The organism is Acutalibacter sp. JLR.KK004 (genome assembly GCF_036941085.1).
Classification (GTDB): Bacteria; Bacillota; Clostridia; order Oscillospirales; family Acutalibacteraceae; genus Acutalibacter.
In genome coordinates this window covers 883,485-897,800 of sequence record NZ_JAYMNQ010000001.1, presented here as the reverse complement: position 1 = coordinate 897,800, position 14,316 = coordinate 883,485, and the positions used below count along the sequence as shown (strand labels likewise).

The 14,316-nt window shown below is 49.5% G+C and carries 16 protein-coding genes, 2 tRNA genes and 4 pseudogenes; 12 read left to right on the top strand and 10 right to left on the bottom strand.

The genetic code is table 11. The features are described 5' to 3' along the window. The first annotated feature begins 17 nt into the window (after positions 1–17). From VSQ30_RS05160 to VSQ30_RS05145, 4 genes and pseudogenes are all read left to right on the top strand, one after another. Positions 18–434, top strand: coding sequence for a hypothetical protein (locus VSQ30_RS05160; RefSeq protein ID WP_334462489.1), 417 nt, complete (start codon positions 18–20; stop codon positions 432–434). Positions 435–677: 243 nt separating this feature from the next. Continuing rightward, positions 678–824, top strand: a pseudogene (locus VSQ30_RS05155) (DUF5720 family protein); the annotation flags it as partial. A gap of 74 nt (positions 825–898) precedes the next feature. Next, positions 899–1,108: a hypothetical protein gene (locus VSQ30_RS05150; RefSeq protein WP_334462488.1), complete on the top strand. Its 210-nt coding sequence runs from the start codon at positions 899–901 to the stop codon at positions 1,106–1,108. A 237-nt stretch (positions 1,109–1,345) separates the two neighbouring features. Continuing rightward, positions 1,346–2,044 (top strand): annotated as a pseudogene (locus tag VSQ30_RS05145) (transposase); the annotation flags it as partial. Between the two features lie 16 nt (positions 2,045–2,060). Here VSQ30_RS05145 and VSQ30_RS05140 read toward each other — a convergent pair. The 6 genes from VSQ30_RS05140 to VSQ30_RS05115 form a co-directional block, all read right to left on the bottom strand. Continuing rightward, positions 2,061–2,201, bottom strand: coding sequence for a hypothetical protein (locus tag VSQ30_RS05140; protein ID WP_334462486.1), 141 nt, complete (start codon positions 2,199–2,201; stop codon positions 2,061–2,063). Positions 2,202–2,337: 136 nt separating this feature from the next. Beyond that, on the bottom strand, positions 2,338–3,849 hold the full coding sequence (locus tag VSQ30_RS05135; protein WP_016304734.1) for a recombinase family protein: 1,512 nt from the start codon (positions 3,847–3,849) through the stop codon (positions 2,338–2,340). Between the two features lie 94 nt (positions 3,850–3,943). Next, positions 3,944–4,135: a hypothetical protein gene (locus tag VSQ30_RS05130; protein ID WP_430981912.1), complete on the bottom strand. Its 192-nt coding sequence runs from the start codon at positions 4,133–4,135 to the stop codon at positions 3,944–3,946. Positions 4,136–4,139: 4 nt separating this feature from the next. Then, positions 4,140–5,081: a MobV family relaxase gene (gene mobV, locus VSQ30_RS05125; protein WP_066534335.1), complete on the bottom strand. Its 942-nt coding sequence runs from the start codon at positions 5,079–5,081 to the stop codon at positions 4,140–4,142. 173 nt (positions 5,082–5,254) lie between these two features. Continuing rightward, positions 5,255–5,650, bottom strand: coding sequence for a replication initiator protein A (locus tag VSQ30_RS05120; RefSeq protein WP_160203196.1), 396 nt, complete (start codon positions 5,648–5,650; stop codon positions 5,255–5,257). 111 nt (positions 5,651–5,761) lie between these two features. After that, positions 5,762–6,175, bottom strand: coding sequence for a cysteine-rich VLP domain-containing protein (locus VSQ30_RS05115; RefSeq protein ID WP_016304738.1), 414 nt, complete (start codon positions 6,173–6,175; stop codon positions 5,762–5,764). 370 nt (positions 6,176–6,545) lie between these two features. Here VSQ30_RS05115 and VSQ30_RS05110 point away from each other — a divergent pair, with 370 nt between their 5' ends. The 5 genes and pseudogenes from VSQ30_RS05110 to VSQ30_RS05090 form a co-directional block, all read left to right on the top strand. Further along, positions 6,546–7,265, top strand: coding sequence for an MBL fold metallo-hydrolase (locus VSQ30_RS05110; RefSeq protein WP_016304739.1), 720 nt, complete (start codon positions 6,546–6,548; stop codon positions 7,263–7,265). A gap of 36 nt (positions 7,266–7,301) precedes the next feature. Then, positions 7,302–8,102, top strand: coding sequence for a helix-turn-helix domain-containing protein (locus VSQ30_RS05105; RefSeq protein WP_334462481.1), 801 nt, complete (start codon positions 7,302–7,304; stop codon positions 8,100–8,102). A 35-nt stretch (positions 8,103–8,137) separates the two neighbouring features. Further along, positions 8,138–8,686 carry an SMI1/KNR4 family protein gene (locus VSQ30_RS05100; protein WP_016304741.1) on the top strand — a complete coding sequence of 183 codons (549 nt, stop codon included), beginning with the start codon at positions 8,138–8,140 and terminating at the stop codon, positions 8,684–8,686. Between the two features lie 27 nt (positions 8,687–8,713). Continuing rightward, on the top strand, positions 8,714–9,157 hold the full coding sequence (locus VSQ30_RS05095; protein WP_016304742.1) for a YfbO family protein: 444 nt from the start codon (positions 8,714–8,716) through the stop codon (positions 9,155–9,157). A 606-nt stretch (positions 9,158–9,763) separates the two neighbouring features. Beyond that, positions 9,764–9,883: pseudogene (locus VSQ30_RS05090) on the top strand (transposase); the annotation flags it as partial. 17 nt (positions 9,884–9,900) lie between these two features. Here the strand turns inward: VSQ30_RS05090 and VSQ30_RS05085 are convergent. Then, a pseudogene (locus VSQ30_RS05085) lies at positions 9,901–10,358 on the bottom strand (amidoligase family protein); the annotation flags it as partial. 234 nt (positions 10,359–10,592) lie between these two features. On the opposite strand from VSQ30_RS05085, the gene VSQ30_RS05080 reads away from it, so the two are divergent. Next, the gene (locus VSQ30_RS05080; RefSeq protein WP_334462479.1) at positions 10,593–10,841 is read left to right on the top strand and encodes a helix-turn-helix domain-containing protein; all 249 of its coding nucleotides are present in this window, start codon (positions 10,593–10,595) and stop codon (positions 10,839–10,841) included. Positions 10,842–11,234: 393 nt separating this feature from the next. Beyond that, a complete protein-coding gene (gene tnpA / locus VSQ30_RS05075; protein ID WP_334462478.1) occupies positions 11,235–11,696 on the top strand; it encodes an IS200/IS605 family transposase in 462 nt (153 codons plus the stop codon). A gap of 125 nt (positions 11,697–11,821) precedes the next feature. On the opposite strand, the gene VSQ30_RS05070 is transcribed toward tnpA, so the two are convergent. After that, on the bottom strand, positions 11,822–12,160 hold the full coding sequence (locus VSQ30_RS05070; RefSeq protein WP_334462477.1) for a hypothetical protein: 339 nt from the start codon (positions 12,158–12,160) through the stop codon (positions 11,822–11,824). Positions 12,161–12,438: 278 nt separating this feature from the next. On the opposite strand from VSQ30_RS05070, the gene VSQ30_RS05065 reads away from it, so the two are divergent. After that, the gene (locus VSQ30_RS05065) at positions 12,439–13,665 is read left to right on the top strand and encodes an IS110 family RNA-guided transposase (protein ID WP_334462475.1); all 1,227 of its coding nucleotides are present in this window, start codon (positions 12,439–12,441) and stop codon (positions 13,663–13,665) included. Between the two features lie 444 nt (positions 13,666–14,109). On the opposite strand, the gene VSQ30_RS05060 is transcribed toward VSQ30_RS05065, so the two are convergent. Continuing rightward, positions 14,110–14,185, bottom strand: a tRNA-Gln gene (locus VSQ30_RS05060). Between the two features lie 50 nt (positions 14,186–14,235). Beyond that, positions 14,236–14,312, bottom strand: a tRNA-His gene (locus tag VSQ30_RS05055). Between the last annotated feature and the right edge of the window lie 4 nt (positions 14,313–14,316).

The window sequence follows — 14,316 nt, the reverse complement described above, 5'->3', positions numbered from 1 at the left end:
GAAAGGAGCGGCGCGGAATGCCGCGCCGCTTGGTGGTTCCCATGGAAAACCAAAAAGCCTTTGCGTTTTTAGATAAAGCCACAGACGCCCCTATGGCCCTTTCCCAACTGGTAGACACCTTTGAGGAGATGTGCCGTATTCCGGTGGAAGGGGAGGATACCCTTCTTTTCGAAACAGTGACAGACAATTTCACCGGGATAGAGCTTTTCTTCTTCACCCTCATCCGCCAGTACCCCAACCCTGCCGGAGGGTTTTTCCACCTGCATATGGACGTGATCTACGAGCCCAACGAGGCAAACCAGCACTTCTCCTGCTCTGTCTCCCAGAAGGAAACAGAGGAAGGCTTCTTCGATTTCGTCCGCCGCTCCCCAGCGTACCTTTCCGCCCAGAACGAGCGCATTATCAAGGTAAGCGTGTATCTGGACGAGGTGTGAACACGTCTTTTTTCCCTCTCCATTCTTTCCATTAGGGAAGTACGGATTAAGAACCTGTAACCACCGTCTAAGCGGTCTTTTGGGGCCACTCTATGTTAATTTTTCTTGCCACTTGCTAGCATGGCAAGAGAATTTATCTTGATTGAACCCCCAAATTCTCGATCATCCGGCAATTTCGATTAAGAATACAGATCCTAAAAATACCCCTGGCTCCGCCGGGGGATTTTTATTATTTCATACCAAGAAGGGGAACGCAGCCGCGCCTTTCTCACCGAGGAAGGATATAAAAAGTCCCTGGAACGCCAGGAACAGGGGCATATCAAAATTGTGAGCCACGCGAAGGTCCGAAACGAACATCTGCACTATGACCGGCAAGACCAGCTCCGATAGAGAAACCATGAAGAAAATCCATAGAGAGGAGGCGAAACACCCATGGGAAGCAGTTCAAGAAGCTGTTCGACGAAATGCGCCAACAGTGGCAGGACAACGACACCAGCCCTTACAGCGAGGAAGTCCGGAAATGGGCCGTGGACAGCGGCCTGATTGCGGGCGGCAGCACGGAAAGCTTCAACGGTATGTGGGAAGATCTGATGACCCGGGAACAGCTTGTCACCGCGCTGTACAGGTTTGCACAGATGATGGGCGCTGTGCCCACGTCGGATAACAGCAAGTAGGATAAAACATAAGTGAAGCCCCGGCTGACCGATTGGTTGGCCGGGGCATTTTGGTACTATAAAAGCGTAAATGGAAGGCATCGACGGATGTTGGACATTTGCGCTTATTTAATTACAATAGGGGAGTAATTGGCGGGACGAGGGGCTTTACTGGAGCGCAGCCTCCGAAACAAAAACAGTCCGCCATCCCTTATTGTAAACATTCGGTTAAGCAGGTTGGACCCAGGGAAGAGTGCCCGCTCAGATGTCCCGACTAAAGATAAGCTCGCGGATTTTGTGGAGGAATACTGGCATTTTGACAATATCAAAAAGAAAAGTGAGGCCCAATTCATCCGCAGCTATTGTTCATGGGCCAAAAAGAAAGGATACCATCAAAGCGAGACCAAGGCGAGAGCAATCTACAGCTTGGCTCATGACAGTATCCCTACTCTGTCTTCCAGAGCCCCATCCACCAAAATGCTGACGCTGGAGGCAGTTAGAGTCCTGAAAGAAATCAACAGGACTTTAGAGACTATTCTAACACAAATGCGGGAAATTGCAACCTCCCTGCCGGAATATGATGTTGTCCGCTCTATGAACGGTGTTGGCGACATCCTGGCTGTCAGGCTTATCGCAGAGATTGGTGATGTGCGCCGTTTCCACAGCAGCAGTGCCTTAGTCGCTTTCGCCGGGATCGATTCCCCGCCTTTCCAATCTGGATCCTTCGTTGGCTCTCAGCGCAATATTTCCAAGCGAGGATCTTCGCTCCTCCGAAAAACCGGATATGAGATCATGAAGTGCCTTAAAACCGTCAAGCCCACGGAAGACGCCGCTGTATACCTATATATGCTCAAGAAAGAGACGGAGGGCAAACCCAAAAAGGTCGCGAAGATTGCCGCTCTTAATAAATTCCTGCGCATCTACTACGCTCGGGTGAAGGAAGTTTACGCCGCTTGAGTTTTCTTAATTTCTTTCAGACCAGCTTTTTCGGCTGGTCTGCTTTGCTATTCTCTTTTTTTACCACAAAATTTTTTGCATCCTGATAAGATTGACTATTGATTTTTCTTTGCAGGTTTTTGTTTGCCGGATTGTGTTCTTTTGAGTAAGCTTTCATCCTTTCTGCCCTGCCATCTTCAGCACCAGGAAAAGGAGGACATACAGATGGATGTCAATAAAAGTTTAGCACATACAAAAGTACAGTTTACAAGGGACTACACAAGGTAACGGTCTGACGGGCGCTGATATGCCCGTCAGATTTTCCATGTGATGTTTAAGCTGTCGCTTGTGGCGGCAATGGTGGTAATCATCAAATCCACCACCCGCCGCTTGTCGTCAAAGGATACGTTCTTCCAAGTGTCGAGGTAGCCGGAAATCTGGCTGACCTGTTCCGGGCTGATGGCTTCCACGGTCAACTCCGCCATCTTCGCCAGAAGTTCCTGCTTGCGTCCGTCCAGTTCGGCTATCTTCACATTCACATAGGAGAGCAGCACATTATTTGCGCCTGTCAGACTGTCCAGCAACTTTTCAATCTCGCTATCCACATGGGCAAGTTCCACTTGCAGGGCGGTGATTTTGGGATTGGCCTTTGCCGCTTTCTTCCTGCCCGTCAGTGTCTTGTAGCTGTCCAGCTTTTTCACCATCTGCCGATACACCACCGCTTCCAGTTCCGCCGTGATGATTTTCCCACAGCCGGGACAGCTTTTGTTGTCCAGCCGTTTCGTACAGCGGAGGTACTGTCTGCCGGAGGGATTGAAGATACTCATAAGGGCGTACCCGCAGTTCCCGCACTTGATTTTCCCCGCCAGCCATGTATGGGTGGCTTTCCGGGCGGACTGGATTTTCATGTTGTTCATCAGCTTCTTGCGGCAGGTCAGCCATATATCCGAGGGGACAATCCCCTCATGGGGCGCAAGCACCAGCATTTGGTCTTTCAGGCTTTGGGCCTTGCCCGGCTTCACATCCCGGCCTTGATAGAGATAACACCCGTTCATGCCCGTGAAGTCGGCGGCGTCATTGACAAGCACCGTCCCCTGGCTCTTGAAAAACTCGTACACATCCAAGTCCGCCTGCACATAGACGGGGTTGCGTAACATCTGCGCCAGCGTGGGGCGTATCAGTTCCCGGCCATTAAATAAAATGCCCTGTTCCGCAAAGTGCCGGGTAATGTCCCCATAGGAAGTTGTCGGCTCGGCGTACATTTCAAACATCAGCCGGATATTTGCCGCTTCCTCCGGCTTCACTACCAGCCGCTTTGTATTGATACCGTCCATCTTGATAGGCTCCGTATGGAAGCCATAGGGGGCTTTCCCGCCCATCTTGAAGCCCCGCTGACTGCGGGAATAGTAAGCGTCCGTCACCCGCTTCTGTATCGTTTCCCGTTCCAACTGTGCGAACACGATACAAATATTCAGCATGGCCCGGCCCATCGGGGTTGAAGTATCAAACTTTTCCGTGGAAGAAACAAACTCCACATTGTACTGCTGGAACAGCTCCATCATGGTTGCGAAATCCAGAATGGAACGGCTGATACGGTCAAGTTTGTAGACAATGACTTTTGCTATCAGGCCCTTTTTAATATCCCGCACCAACTCTTGAAATTTCGGGCGGTCTGTGTTTTTGCCGCTGTATCCTTTATCTGTGTATTCCCTGCAACTACCGCCTTTCAATTCGTATTTGCAAAACTCAATCTGGCTTTCAATGGAAATGCTGTCCTTTTTGTCTACCGATTGTCTTGCATAGATTGCGTCTATCCGATTATTCATATTGTCGCTCCTTTTCTTAAAAAAGAAACGGAGCTGCTGACAGTCTTATTATACCGCCAACAGCCCCGTAAATCAATGATGTGGCTGGAAAAACTTACGCCCCGGCTTCCTCTTTCTGCCGCTTGTCGGCGTACTTGCGGAACACCTCATAAAGCTGCTGTTCCAGTTCCCGGCGTTTTGCCGCTTCCTGCTCCGGTGTAAATACCGGGGAGAGATTTTCCAGCGTGATTTCCTTTCCTTGAAAAGTCACGATTTCTGTTTCCTTTTTGTATCTGATATTCGTTATAAAATCACCTTTCCTTTCCATAGTTCGGTTGCCGCTTCAACTCTGCCAGCACTTCCGGCGGGATACGGTCAACCAGCCGTTGAATGTTGTGTAACTCGCTTTCCAGCTTTGCCCGTTCCATAACGCCTTTCATCTTGTCCTTTTCGCTGGCCTTTGCCCTTGCCTCCAGTTTTTCATTTTCTGCCAAGAGGTCATTTATCGTGACCTTGTATTTCTTCAACTGCCCGGAGAAGTTCTCCATCTGCGGAAACCACTTTTTGAGCATAGAGAGGGCTTCCTCTTTCTTCTTTCCGGCGTTAATTGGATTGATACCGTCCAGCGTGGCTTCAATCGCCCTCGCCTGTTTGGAGAGGGAAACCGCCTGTTTGAAAAGCCGGGTGGGGATATGCTTTCTTCCCGTTTTGCTTGCGCTCTCCCCACGCTCCAAGCTGGGGTACTTCTCCAACATATAGGCGTGAAAATCGTCCTGCCACTTTGTCAGATTGGCCCGGTTGCCTATGATTTCTTTGGCGCACAGGCGGTTGTCTTTCGTCAGCGGAACAAAGGTCAAATGCAGGTGGGGCGTTTTCTCGTCCATGTGTACTATCGCCGACACGATATTTTCCCGGCCTACCCGGTCAATGAGGAAGTCCGCCGCTCTTTTGAAAAACGCCTGTATTTCCTCCGGGGATTTCTTCTTGAAAAACTCCGGGCTGGCGGTTATCAGCGTATCGACAAAGCGTGTACTGTCTTTCCTCGTTCTGCACCCAGACTGTTCAATGCGGCTCTGAATGAAATGGTAGTAGCGCCCCTCCGGCTTGACGATATGGAAATTGTACTTGCTCCGGCTGGTGTCAATGTCCGGGTTGCTGGCGTACTGCTCCTTTTTCCGTTCGTGGTGGGCTTCCAGCGGTCTTGCCGGGTTGCCCTTGTGTTTCTCAAATCGCAAAATTGCGTGTTGCGCCATTGAACTCCTTTCCCCATTCCATTCCTTTCCGGCGGGTTTTCCCGCCGAAAATATCTCTGATAGGATTGGAATGGAATCGATATAAATAGATGGTTTTAATCTCTGTATTTCTATATATCGTCCGGTTTCCGTACTCCAAGAGGATTGATTTTCGTACTTGTAGGGTACGGTTTTCATCCCTCCGGCGTACCGCAGCCGGACTTCTTGAAGTCGGTGTTTGGAACCGCTTCATAGGATTTTGGGTAAATGCGGTTGGGTTTTCCACAGCCCTGTTTCTGTATTTCCACCAGCCCCGCATACTGCAACTCCCGCAGGGTATTCACCGCCTTCTGCCGCCCACAGTGGAGCAGGGCGACCACCTCGCAGATGGGGTAATACAGGTAAATCCGCCCATATTCGTCCGCCCACCCGTTTTTCCGGGATAACTCCGCCCGCCGCAGGATAAAGGCGTACAGCACCTTCGCTTCGTTGGACAGGGGCTTGAATGATGGGGCTTCAAAAAGGAAATTGGGGAGCCGGGTGAAGCTGATGACTTTCTCCGGCTGGTGAATGTAAATCGTGTTTGTCATAGCGTGTTTTGTGGACGGTTAGAAGCCCGTTTTCCGGGGTGGGCGATAAAACATACCGCTCGCCCCGGTTTTGGGCTTGCGGAGCCTTGCAAATCAAGGCTTTTCCCCGCCTTAACTGTCCACAGCAGACCTCCTTTTCCGTTCACTTTCTGTTTTCTGCCGCCTGTGTACTCTGGCGGCGCAGTTCGGGCAGTATTTGCCCCGGTTGGATTTTGGCACATAGGGCTTTCCGCAGACCGAGCAGCGTTTCAAAGCACAGTCACGGTAAATCTCCGCTTCCAGCGTCCTATCCAGCGGCAAGACCGCCCAGCGGAACCACTTGCAGCAGACGGAGAATGTAATCATCTGCGGACAGGTGCAGGTGTCGCCATCGTCCAGCGCAAAGCAGTTTCCACCACCACAGTTGCAGCACTCCCGGCGGATCAGGCTGCTGGCTCGCTTCCTCTGCGCCGGGGTCATGCGGTAGGGGAAGCTGTCCGGCCTGTGTTCCAGCGGTGGCAAATGTTGATAGGGTCTTTCTTTCATGCACTCCCTCCGTTGTTCTTCTTGCTGCCGTTTTCCCCGAAAAGGCTTCCTGCCCCATTCCTGCGGCGTGTTCCGGCGTTGGTACGCTCACCCTCTCTGGTCACGGTGTCCAGAAGCGGGGTCACAGCACACTTCCCCAGCCGGGGTATTCCTTTTCAGACGGTCATTTAGTTTTCAAGAGGCTTGTCCATCGATGAACTATCTCAAGTGTATACTTTTTTGATTGCCTGTGCCGTATATCCAAGAGGTAGGAAATCAGCCCGGAAAACTCGCTATTTCCACGCTCTCGGAATTGTGGTATAATGGGAAAATACAGAACAGTAAATTGAAAGTTGACGCCGATGAAAATAAATGAAAAGAGAGAACATCTATGCTCAATGCAGGAAGCAGGATAGTAAATAATTGGATATATCCTATTGACAACGGCTATGTACTGATTGATACAGGGTATGAAAGAGGATTTGCACATTTCAAAAAGCAACTGGCAAAGATGCAAATAGCCCCTCAACAGATACGATATATTTTTCTGACACACGCTCACGATGACCATGCAGGCTATTTGAATGAAATACTCTCGGAATGCTCTGACATTCAAATCGTTATGAGTGACAAGGCGTTAGAAAGATTATATAAAGGGCAAAACTCTTTTCATGGCGGTTGCACAACCAAGATTGCCTTGCTCTTTTGTTTCTTAATGAAATTTGTTGGCAAGGGCAAGCATTTGTTTCCTCCAATAACGCAAGAATATTCATGTAGATGTATTCAAGTGACCGAACAAAACCGTAAGCAAGTGGAACTTTTATTGCAAGGAAAAATCATTGATACTCCCGGTCACACCGCCGATTCCATATCTCTTTTAACTAATGACGGTTCTCTATTCTGCGGCGACGCTGCTATGAACGGATTGCCAAGTTTACACAGAATAACTATTTGGGCGGAGGATAAAACGGATTTCCTAAAATCTTGGGAAACAATCATCGCACTTAGACCAAATCTAATATATCCGGGACATGGCAAGCCGTTTGGATATGACGACCTTAAAATAAATCTAAAGCGGGCAAAAAATATGGAATTATTACCGATTCACTAACTTCCGATTTATCGAACAGACAAGGAGGGCGAGAAAATGTCTTTATCCATTCAAGAACGCTTGAAAGACCTGCGTGTGCAGCGTTGCTTGACGCTGGAACAGCTTGCAGAGCAGACGAACCTCTCCAAGTCTGCGTTGGGCAGTTATGAAGCGGACGATTTTAAGGACATCAGCCACTATGCTCTTATCAAGCTGGCGAAGTTTTACGGCGTGACCACCGACTATCTGCTGGGGCTGTCTGAAATGAAGCGTCACCCAAACGCTGATCTTGCAGACCTGCGTTTGAGTGACGGAATGATTGACCTGCTGAAAAGCGGGCAGGTGGACAATGCTCTGCTGTGCGAATTGGCGGCGCACCCGGATTTTATCAAGCTGATGGCCGACCTTGAAATCTATGTGAACGGAACGGCGGTGAAGCAGGTACAGAGCGCAAACGCCATTGTGGACGCTATGAGCGCAATGATTATGAAACAGCACAATCCCGGCTTGACCGACCCGCAGTTAAGACAGCTTATCGCTGCCCATATTGATGATGATAGCTTTTGCCGTTACATAATCCAGCAGGACATAGACGAGATAGCCGCCGGCCTGCGGGAAGCCCACAGGGAGGATTTTTTCAGCGTCCCGGAGGATAACCCGCTGAAAGGATTATTGGAAGCCGCTACCGAAATTACCAACCCAGACAGTGACCCGGAGCAAGCGTCTTTGGCGTTTATCTGCAAACGGCTACGGCTGAACTTTAAGAAGCTGTCCGGGGAAGAAAAGAAGTGGCTGAAAAAGATTGCACAGAAGTCGGACTTGCTGAAAAAACCAACCCCACAGCGGGGACGGAAGTAAGAAAATAAAAAATCGCATTTTGTAGGAGGTATATTATGTCATTGGAAAAAGTTTATGATTATTTCCATAATTATGATAAGCAGACTTATCAGGTTGTAGCTTGTATGGGAAATGAGCCATCGGAGCAGGATATAAAGGATTTTGAAAATCAGTATGGGATAAATCTTCCTGCTGATTTTAGAGAGTTCACTATGTCCCCATTAGGTGGGCTTTATATGGAGGTTCGAGAAGAAATATGGCCACAAGCGAAACAATATGACATAGGCCCATTTTGGTCGTTCTGTCGAGGAATTATAGTCTATGGAATTGCCAATGGAATACCCGATTTTTTGGATATTCGTGAAAAAACGAAAGAACTACACGATGAAGGTTTTACTGATTTTATCCCATTCTTGTCCATTATAGGGAATGGTGATGAAATATTTTGTTTTGACAAGAATAATAACATAGTCCTTCTTGACTACTACACAACAGGAGAAGCTACACCGATTGAGGGGACTTTTTCAGATTGCTTGATGAACCAAATTGCGGAGTTAGAAGAACGAAAAAACAAGAAAATCCGGGGAGAGGATAAAATCAACTAATTCTGATTTGCGAGGAGAATTGTGACTATGATAGAGTTGAATACATTCAAAAAAATATTGGAAGAAAATGAAGAACGCTTGCCATTACTAACGCTTGATGAATTTTTCGATGGAAACACAGAGGAGGATTCCATTGCTCCGAACCAATGGGAATTTGGCCGTCCAACGCTTTCTGAAATACGAAATATGCTACAAAAGATTGAGTTAATGCCTGACATAGCATGGGTGCGTGTTGCTCTCCACGATGATACAGAAATCGTAGAAAACAATGGGAAAGAAGAATTAGTTCTTGCAGGAGATACAATCGTGATTTGCACAACCATTTTGCCTGCGGAATTAGAAAAATTAGTAAATTGCGAATGGCTATGCTCTGATGGAGTAATTACAATAGAGGCATTTGAATTAAATACTTATTCGTGCGTACCACCAATTCCAGATAACTTCGATTGTTTGGAAATCGTGTGGGACTAATCTAAAACTTTCAGTTTATCGGGGGAGATAGCAAAGGCAGCCGAGCCAGTCAACGGTCAAGATGAACGGCGCACAAATGCGCCGCCGTTGACAGCCCCGCCTGCCTTTGCTGATGGGCAATCAAGGCGGGAAAGCCCTAAAATGGCTTCCCGCCCATTTCAATTTTGAGAAAAGAACGACCACTAAAATAAATGAGTGTGGCCACACATATAGTCACGGTGTCTAAAGGTTTGGGACATTTTGTCCCATAGGCTGAGGACGGTGGACGAGGGCTTTCATATACGCCCTGTCTGCTGCTGAAACCAGCCCTTTGTTTCCGGCTTCCCAGCCCCAAACAAAGCCCTGTTTTCCTGCCGCTTCAAATGCCCTTGCCCTCTCCGGCGGCAACGGCATTTTCACGGCAACGCCGACAGAGCGTATAACACACTACACTTTGCTTCGCAAAGTCGTGTGCCAAATGGGGCGTTGCCCCCTTTGGATACCCCCACAACAAACAGGCGCTATGCCCCTTGCCGGGAGCATAGCGCCTGTTTGTTGTCAGCAGCCCGTTTCACGGTCTGCGTGTAGTTCCTTGTAAAATGACCTAAGTGGAATTGCAAATACCACATAGTATTTGCACCAAAGTACAGAAGGAAGGTGTTCTATAAGGAGAAGAGGGCAGAGGTAGGGAAAATATTGAGAACTCTTTGCGAGTGGAAGAAGATAAAGATAGTGGACAGGGCCGCCATCGTGCTGGGCCTTTCCCGGTTGAGCCGCTCCAGGAAGCGGGGGTCAACGGTTCTGCAGTAGTCCTCCATTCGGCCCTGGTCAAGATTCAGGGCGCTGGCCAACAGGCCCTCGTGGCTGGCCATCAGGTTCGCCAGGTTCCGCAGGGAAGCGGGGTGTGGCCGTTAGCCCCGATGTGGATATGCACTCCGCATCCGTGGGCCGGGTTGCTGACCGCCCCAGCGTGGCGAAGCTGGCGGGCGATTTCCTGTAGGTCCTCCAGGTCGTCATAGGTAAGGATGGGGGTGCCAAGTTCGGCCTTTTTGATATCGGAGCTAGCGCTGATGCTCACGTCCCGTGTGATTTTCCACACCCGGCCCTGCCGGTCTTGGCAGCTCCAGGAATCGTAACTGCCGCAATCGTGCCGAACAGTGCGCTCGGTGCCGAAATATTTTGCTACCGCCTTAGCGGCATTCTGCCGGGTGATCCCCGCCATTTCGATTTCCACGCCGATGGTTTGTTTCTTCATGTCCTCGACCATTTTAGCAAGTTTCGCGTTCATTTTGTTTACCTCCGTGGTTTGATTGTGTCTGTATATTGCCATACACACGCACTGAATACAAGCCGCTAAGGCGCACAAACATTCGGTTAGTTTCCTGGTGCATATGCCGGCTTGACTTTTGCCATACATACGCATATAATAGAGTGAAATGGGAGGAGGGGGGCCTTTATGCCAAGACTGTCCGCAGCCGCAAACACAACGCCTATAGACAAGAAGTGCCTGGAGATGGGGATCTCCCGGTCGGAGCTTTCCCGCCGGAGCGGGGTGCCTTTGCCGACGCTGGACGCCTGGGGCCGGAGGACTAGGCTCCCCAGAGATGTGTACCAGCTTTACAAGGTGGCTCAGGTGCTGGGACGCCACATCGAAGATATCATAGAGCTGGAGCTTGCTGAAGCAGAGGAAAGCAGAGACGAATAAAGGAGGAAACAATTCACATATGGATGAAATAGCCACCAGAGGTGTGTGCGGCGCGGAAGGGTCATCCTGGCCCTGGTGTGTAGACTGCATACACCAAAACAAAACCTATATTGGAGGAAAAACTTCAAAAGAAATCGAGTATGACGGGAGACAGTGTGAGCTTAGATATAGATGGGAAGAAGGAGCGCCGTATCCCGATGATTTTTGAAAAAGATACAGGATAAGTAAAGGGGGAGTCAAAATTGACTCTCCCTTATGCGTTATAAGAGCAACCACCGGCTATGCCGGCGGAGACCGAAGAAAGCGATAGCGTTGATTATAAAAAAAGACCTCCTTTGATATAATGGAAGCGGGTAACGCCAACCGCACAAAAATCAAAGGAGGTCAGTCCAAATGGACGAGCAAAGTTTATCACATACAAAATGGAAATGTCAATACCACATTGTGATCGTACCAAAGTATCGCAGGAAAGTAGTATATGGGAAACTGCGGGCAGATATAGGGAAAATCCTGAGGAAGCTATGTGAATACAAGCATGTGGAAATCATAGAAGCCCATGCAATGCTCGATCATATCCACATGCTGCTTTCTATACCGCCAAAGTTGAGCGTGGGAGAATTTATGGGATATCTGAAAGGGAAGAGTACCCTGATGATATTTGAGAGACATGCGAACTTGAAATACAAATATGGGCGTAGAGTATTCTGGGCCAAAGGATATTATGTAAGCACCGTAGGAGGAAACAAAAAAGCCATTCAGAAGTATATCCAGGATCAGGAAAGAGAAGACCAGATCATGGATCAGATGAGCTTTAAAGAGTACGAAGATCCCTTTAAAGATTTAGAAGAAGTGTAAAAAAGAAACGCCAAACCCAAAGTGCGGTTGGCGTTTCTCATTCTGCGCCTTTAGGCGCTGCTGGCATCATGCCCTTTTAGGGCCTATCATTCATACCACGTCCTTTGGGCGTGGTATTGATTTCTTTAGGCTGTCATATAGTCGTAGAGTTTGGCCTTAAGGGCAATCACCTGGGCCTCTGCCGCCTCGGCCCTGGCCTTGTATGCGTCCCTCTCTTCGGCCAGCTGGCCGGCCTGCACCGTGCGCTGGGCTAGCTGCTCCCCCAGCTCCTGGGCGTGGTCAACCGGGTTCCCGGAAAAGTCGTTCTCGATGTTCTCCTCCGCGATGTCGAACACGCCGCGGAAAGCGGTGGCGATGTAGCTGTCCGGCCCCAGTTCGGCCACCATAGCTTTGATCTGCTGCAGGACTCCCCGCTCCTGGTCTTTGGTGGCCATTGCGGCCTCGGTGGTGTTTTCGATGCACATTTTATATTTCCTCCTGTTACAATATAATTGCCCCATGTTTATGGCAGCCAGCCACAGGCTTGGGACATCTCATGCCAAAGCTGTTAGAATGGAAGGGCAATGGTCTGGCGAATTCCTCCAAGAACAAAGCGCTCGTAAAAAAGTCCGTCAGCCATCCCCCCATTCGCAGCGTTCGATTTGTGCAGGTAGAGCATCCGCTCGAGTCAGCAAACAGATGGAATCGGTGATGAGAAAAGGATGGATTACCGTTGTAATTACATAATCAGGAGGATTCCAAAATGTATGCTGTGGGAGTGGATGTTTCTAACGGGTGGAGCACCGTGGCGGTGCTCCGGTCAAAGACGGATATTGTGATCCGTCCCTTCAATGTGACACACAATAGCCAGGGGTTTGCCAATCTTTTGGAGAAATTGGGCGCTCTGGACGGTGAGGTCAGGGTAGTTATGGAGCACACCGGCAATTATTATGAGTCTATCGCCAATGTACTGTATGAAAGCGGCCTGTGGGTTTCAGCGGTCAATCCCTTGTTACTCAGGAACTATGGCGACAATTCTCTGCACGGCGTCAAAACTGACAAGGCGGACGCAAAGAAAATTGCCAGATACACTCTTGACAACTGGGAAGAATTGCGGCAATATAGTCCCATGGACACCATAAGATATCAACTCAAAACCCTTAACCGCCAGTTCCAGCTGGCCAGCAAGAACCGCACTGCCTGCTCCAACAATCTGATCGCCCTGATGGAGCAGTCCTATCCCGGCGTACGCTCTCTGTTCAGCAGCCCTGTGCGCTCAGACGGCAGCCAGAAGTGGGTGGATTTTGCCCAAACCTTCTGGCACGTGGACTGTGTTGCCAAGCTCAGCCTGAACGCTTTTACTGTGAAATACCAAAAGTGGTGCAAGCGTCATGGCTACAATTTCAGTGAGGCAAAAGCTGCGGCAATCCACGAGAATGCTCGGACGCTGTTTCCGCTGGTTCCAAAGTCGGAGACCACGAAACTGCTGGTGAGAGAGGCCATAACGCAGCTTAATACCATCTCGCACACTGCTGAGGTCTTCCGTGCGGAAATGAACCGATTGGCCGCTCAGCTCCCTGAGTATGATACCGTCATGGCTATGACCGGCGTTGGCCCCTCTGTGGGCCCCCAGCTCATGGCAGAGATCGGCGACGTGCGCCGCTTTGCACAAAAGAGTTCGCTGGTCGCTTTTGCAGGCATCGACCCAGGCAGGGACGATTCGGGTTCCAAAGTGTCCAATAAGGGCAAAATCGGCAAGCGGGGTTCTCCACATTTGCGGAAAACTCTGTTCGTCATCATGTCCATCCTGCTCCAGCTGAAGCCTGTTGACGATCCTGTGTATCAATTTCTCGATAAAAAGCGTTCGGAAGGCAAACCGTTCTACGTCTACATGACTGCTGGAGGCACCAAGTTCCTGCGTATTTACTATGGCAGGGTCAGGGATTGTCTTAAAGAGAAGGGTCTCTGGGACGGGTCTTTGATGGATTAGATGAAATATAACCTTTTCTCTGACTGCCGCTTTTCGGTGGCGGTCTGTTTGTTGTATTCATTTTTTGTTTCACTTTCTTTTGACTTTTTTCATTTGGGGACTTGACTTTTTATTTGCAGGCTTGATTTTTGGTTCCTGCTCTGTTAAAATCAAGGTAGCCGAGGGAAAGACATTGGCTGTCGCCAAGTCTGTTTCCCCGGCCCGCCTTGTTTGAGGCATCGGAGGATAGCGAGGTAACATTGGCGTGTGTACCGCTATCCTGGTTTTTTCACTCCTTCCCGCCTCGGGATTATATGCAAAAGAAAAAGCACCCGGTTTTTACCGAGTGCTTTTCGATTTGGCGAAGCCAATATCGTGTTGCCCTCATTCTTTGGGCAACATCATGGCCAACACGAACGCCGGGCCTACAAAGTAGATTGTGGCGGGGTTCGTATGACTCTGGTATGGCTGGGCTGGCGGGATTCGAACCCACGGGATGACGGAGTCAAAGTCCGTTGCCTTACCGCTTGGCGACAGCCCAATATGGGAACACGGAGCCTAATTACGAGAATTAAACTCCGCGTTTATGTATGGGGTGGGTGAAGGGATTCGAACCCTCGGTCTCCAGAGCCACAATCTGGCGCTTTAACCAGCTAAGCTACATCCACCATA

What these genes read in the sequence shown, in the direction of transcription:
- VSQ30_RS05160 (WP_334462489.1), top strand. Translation starts at nt 18, where the DNA reads ATGCCGCGCCGCTTGGTGGTTCCCATGGAAAACCAAAAAGCCTTTGCG.
- VSQ30_RS05150 (WP_334462488.1), top strand. Translation starts at nt 899, where the DNA reads ATGCGCCAACAGTGGCAGGACAACGACACCAGCCCTTACAGCGAGGAA.
- VSQ30_RS05140 (WP_334462486.1), bottom strand. Translation starts at nt 2,201, where the DNA reads ATGAAAGCTTACTCAAAAGAACACAATCCGGCAAACAAAAACCTGCAA.
- VSQ30_RS05135 (WP_016304734.1), bottom strand. Translation starts at nt 3,849, where the DNA reads ATGAATAATCGGATAGACGCAATCTATGCAAGACAATCGGTAGACAAA.
- mobV (WP_066534335.1), bottom strand. Translation starts at nt 5,081, where the DNA reads ATGGCGCAACACGCAATTTTGCGATTTGAGAAACACAAGGGCAACCCG.
- VSQ30_RS05120 (WP_160203196.1), bottom strand. Translation starts at nt 5,650, where the DNA reads ATGACAAACACGATTTACATTCACCAGCCGGAGAAAGTCATCAGCTTC.
- VSQ30_RS05115 (WP_016304738.1), bottom strand. Translation starts at nt 6,175, where the DNA reads ATGAAAGAAAGACCCTATCAACATTTGCCACCGCTGGAACACAGGCCG.
- VSQ30_RS05110 (WP_016304739.1), top strand. Translation starts at nt 6,546, where the DNA reads ATGCTCAATGCAGGAAGCAGGATAGTAAATAATTGGATATATCCTATT.
- VSQ30_RS05105 (WP_334462481.1), top strand. Translation starts at nt 7,302, where the DNA reads ATGTCTTTATCCATTCAAGAACGCTTGAAAGACCTGCGTGTGCAGCGT.
- VSQ30_RS05100 (WP_016304741.1), top strand. Translation starts at nt 8,138, where the DNA reads ATGTCATTGGAAAAAGTTTATGATTATTTCCATAATTATGATAAGCAG.
- VSQ30_RS05095 (WP_016304742.1), top strand. Translation starts at nt 8,714, where the DNA reads ATGATAGAGTTGAATACATTCAAAAAAATATTGGAAGAAAATGAAGAA.
- VSQ30_RS05080 (WP_334462479.1), top strand. Translation starts at nt 10,593, where the DNA reads ATGCCAAGACTGTCCGCAGCCGCAAACACAACGCCTATAGACAAGAAG.
- tnpA (WP_334462478.1), top strand. Translation starts at nt 11,235, where the DNA reads ATGGACGAGCAAAGTTTATCACATACAAAATGGAAATGTCAATACCAC.
- VSQ30_RS05070 (WP_334462477.1), bottom strand. Translation starts at nt 12,160, where the DNA reads ATGTGCATCGAAAACACCACCGAGGCCGCAATGGCCACCAAAGACCAG.
- VSQ30_RS05065 (WP_334462475.1), top strand. Translation starts at nt 12,439, where the DNA reads ATGTATGCTGTGGGAGTGGATGTTTCTAACGGGTGGAGCACCGTGGCG.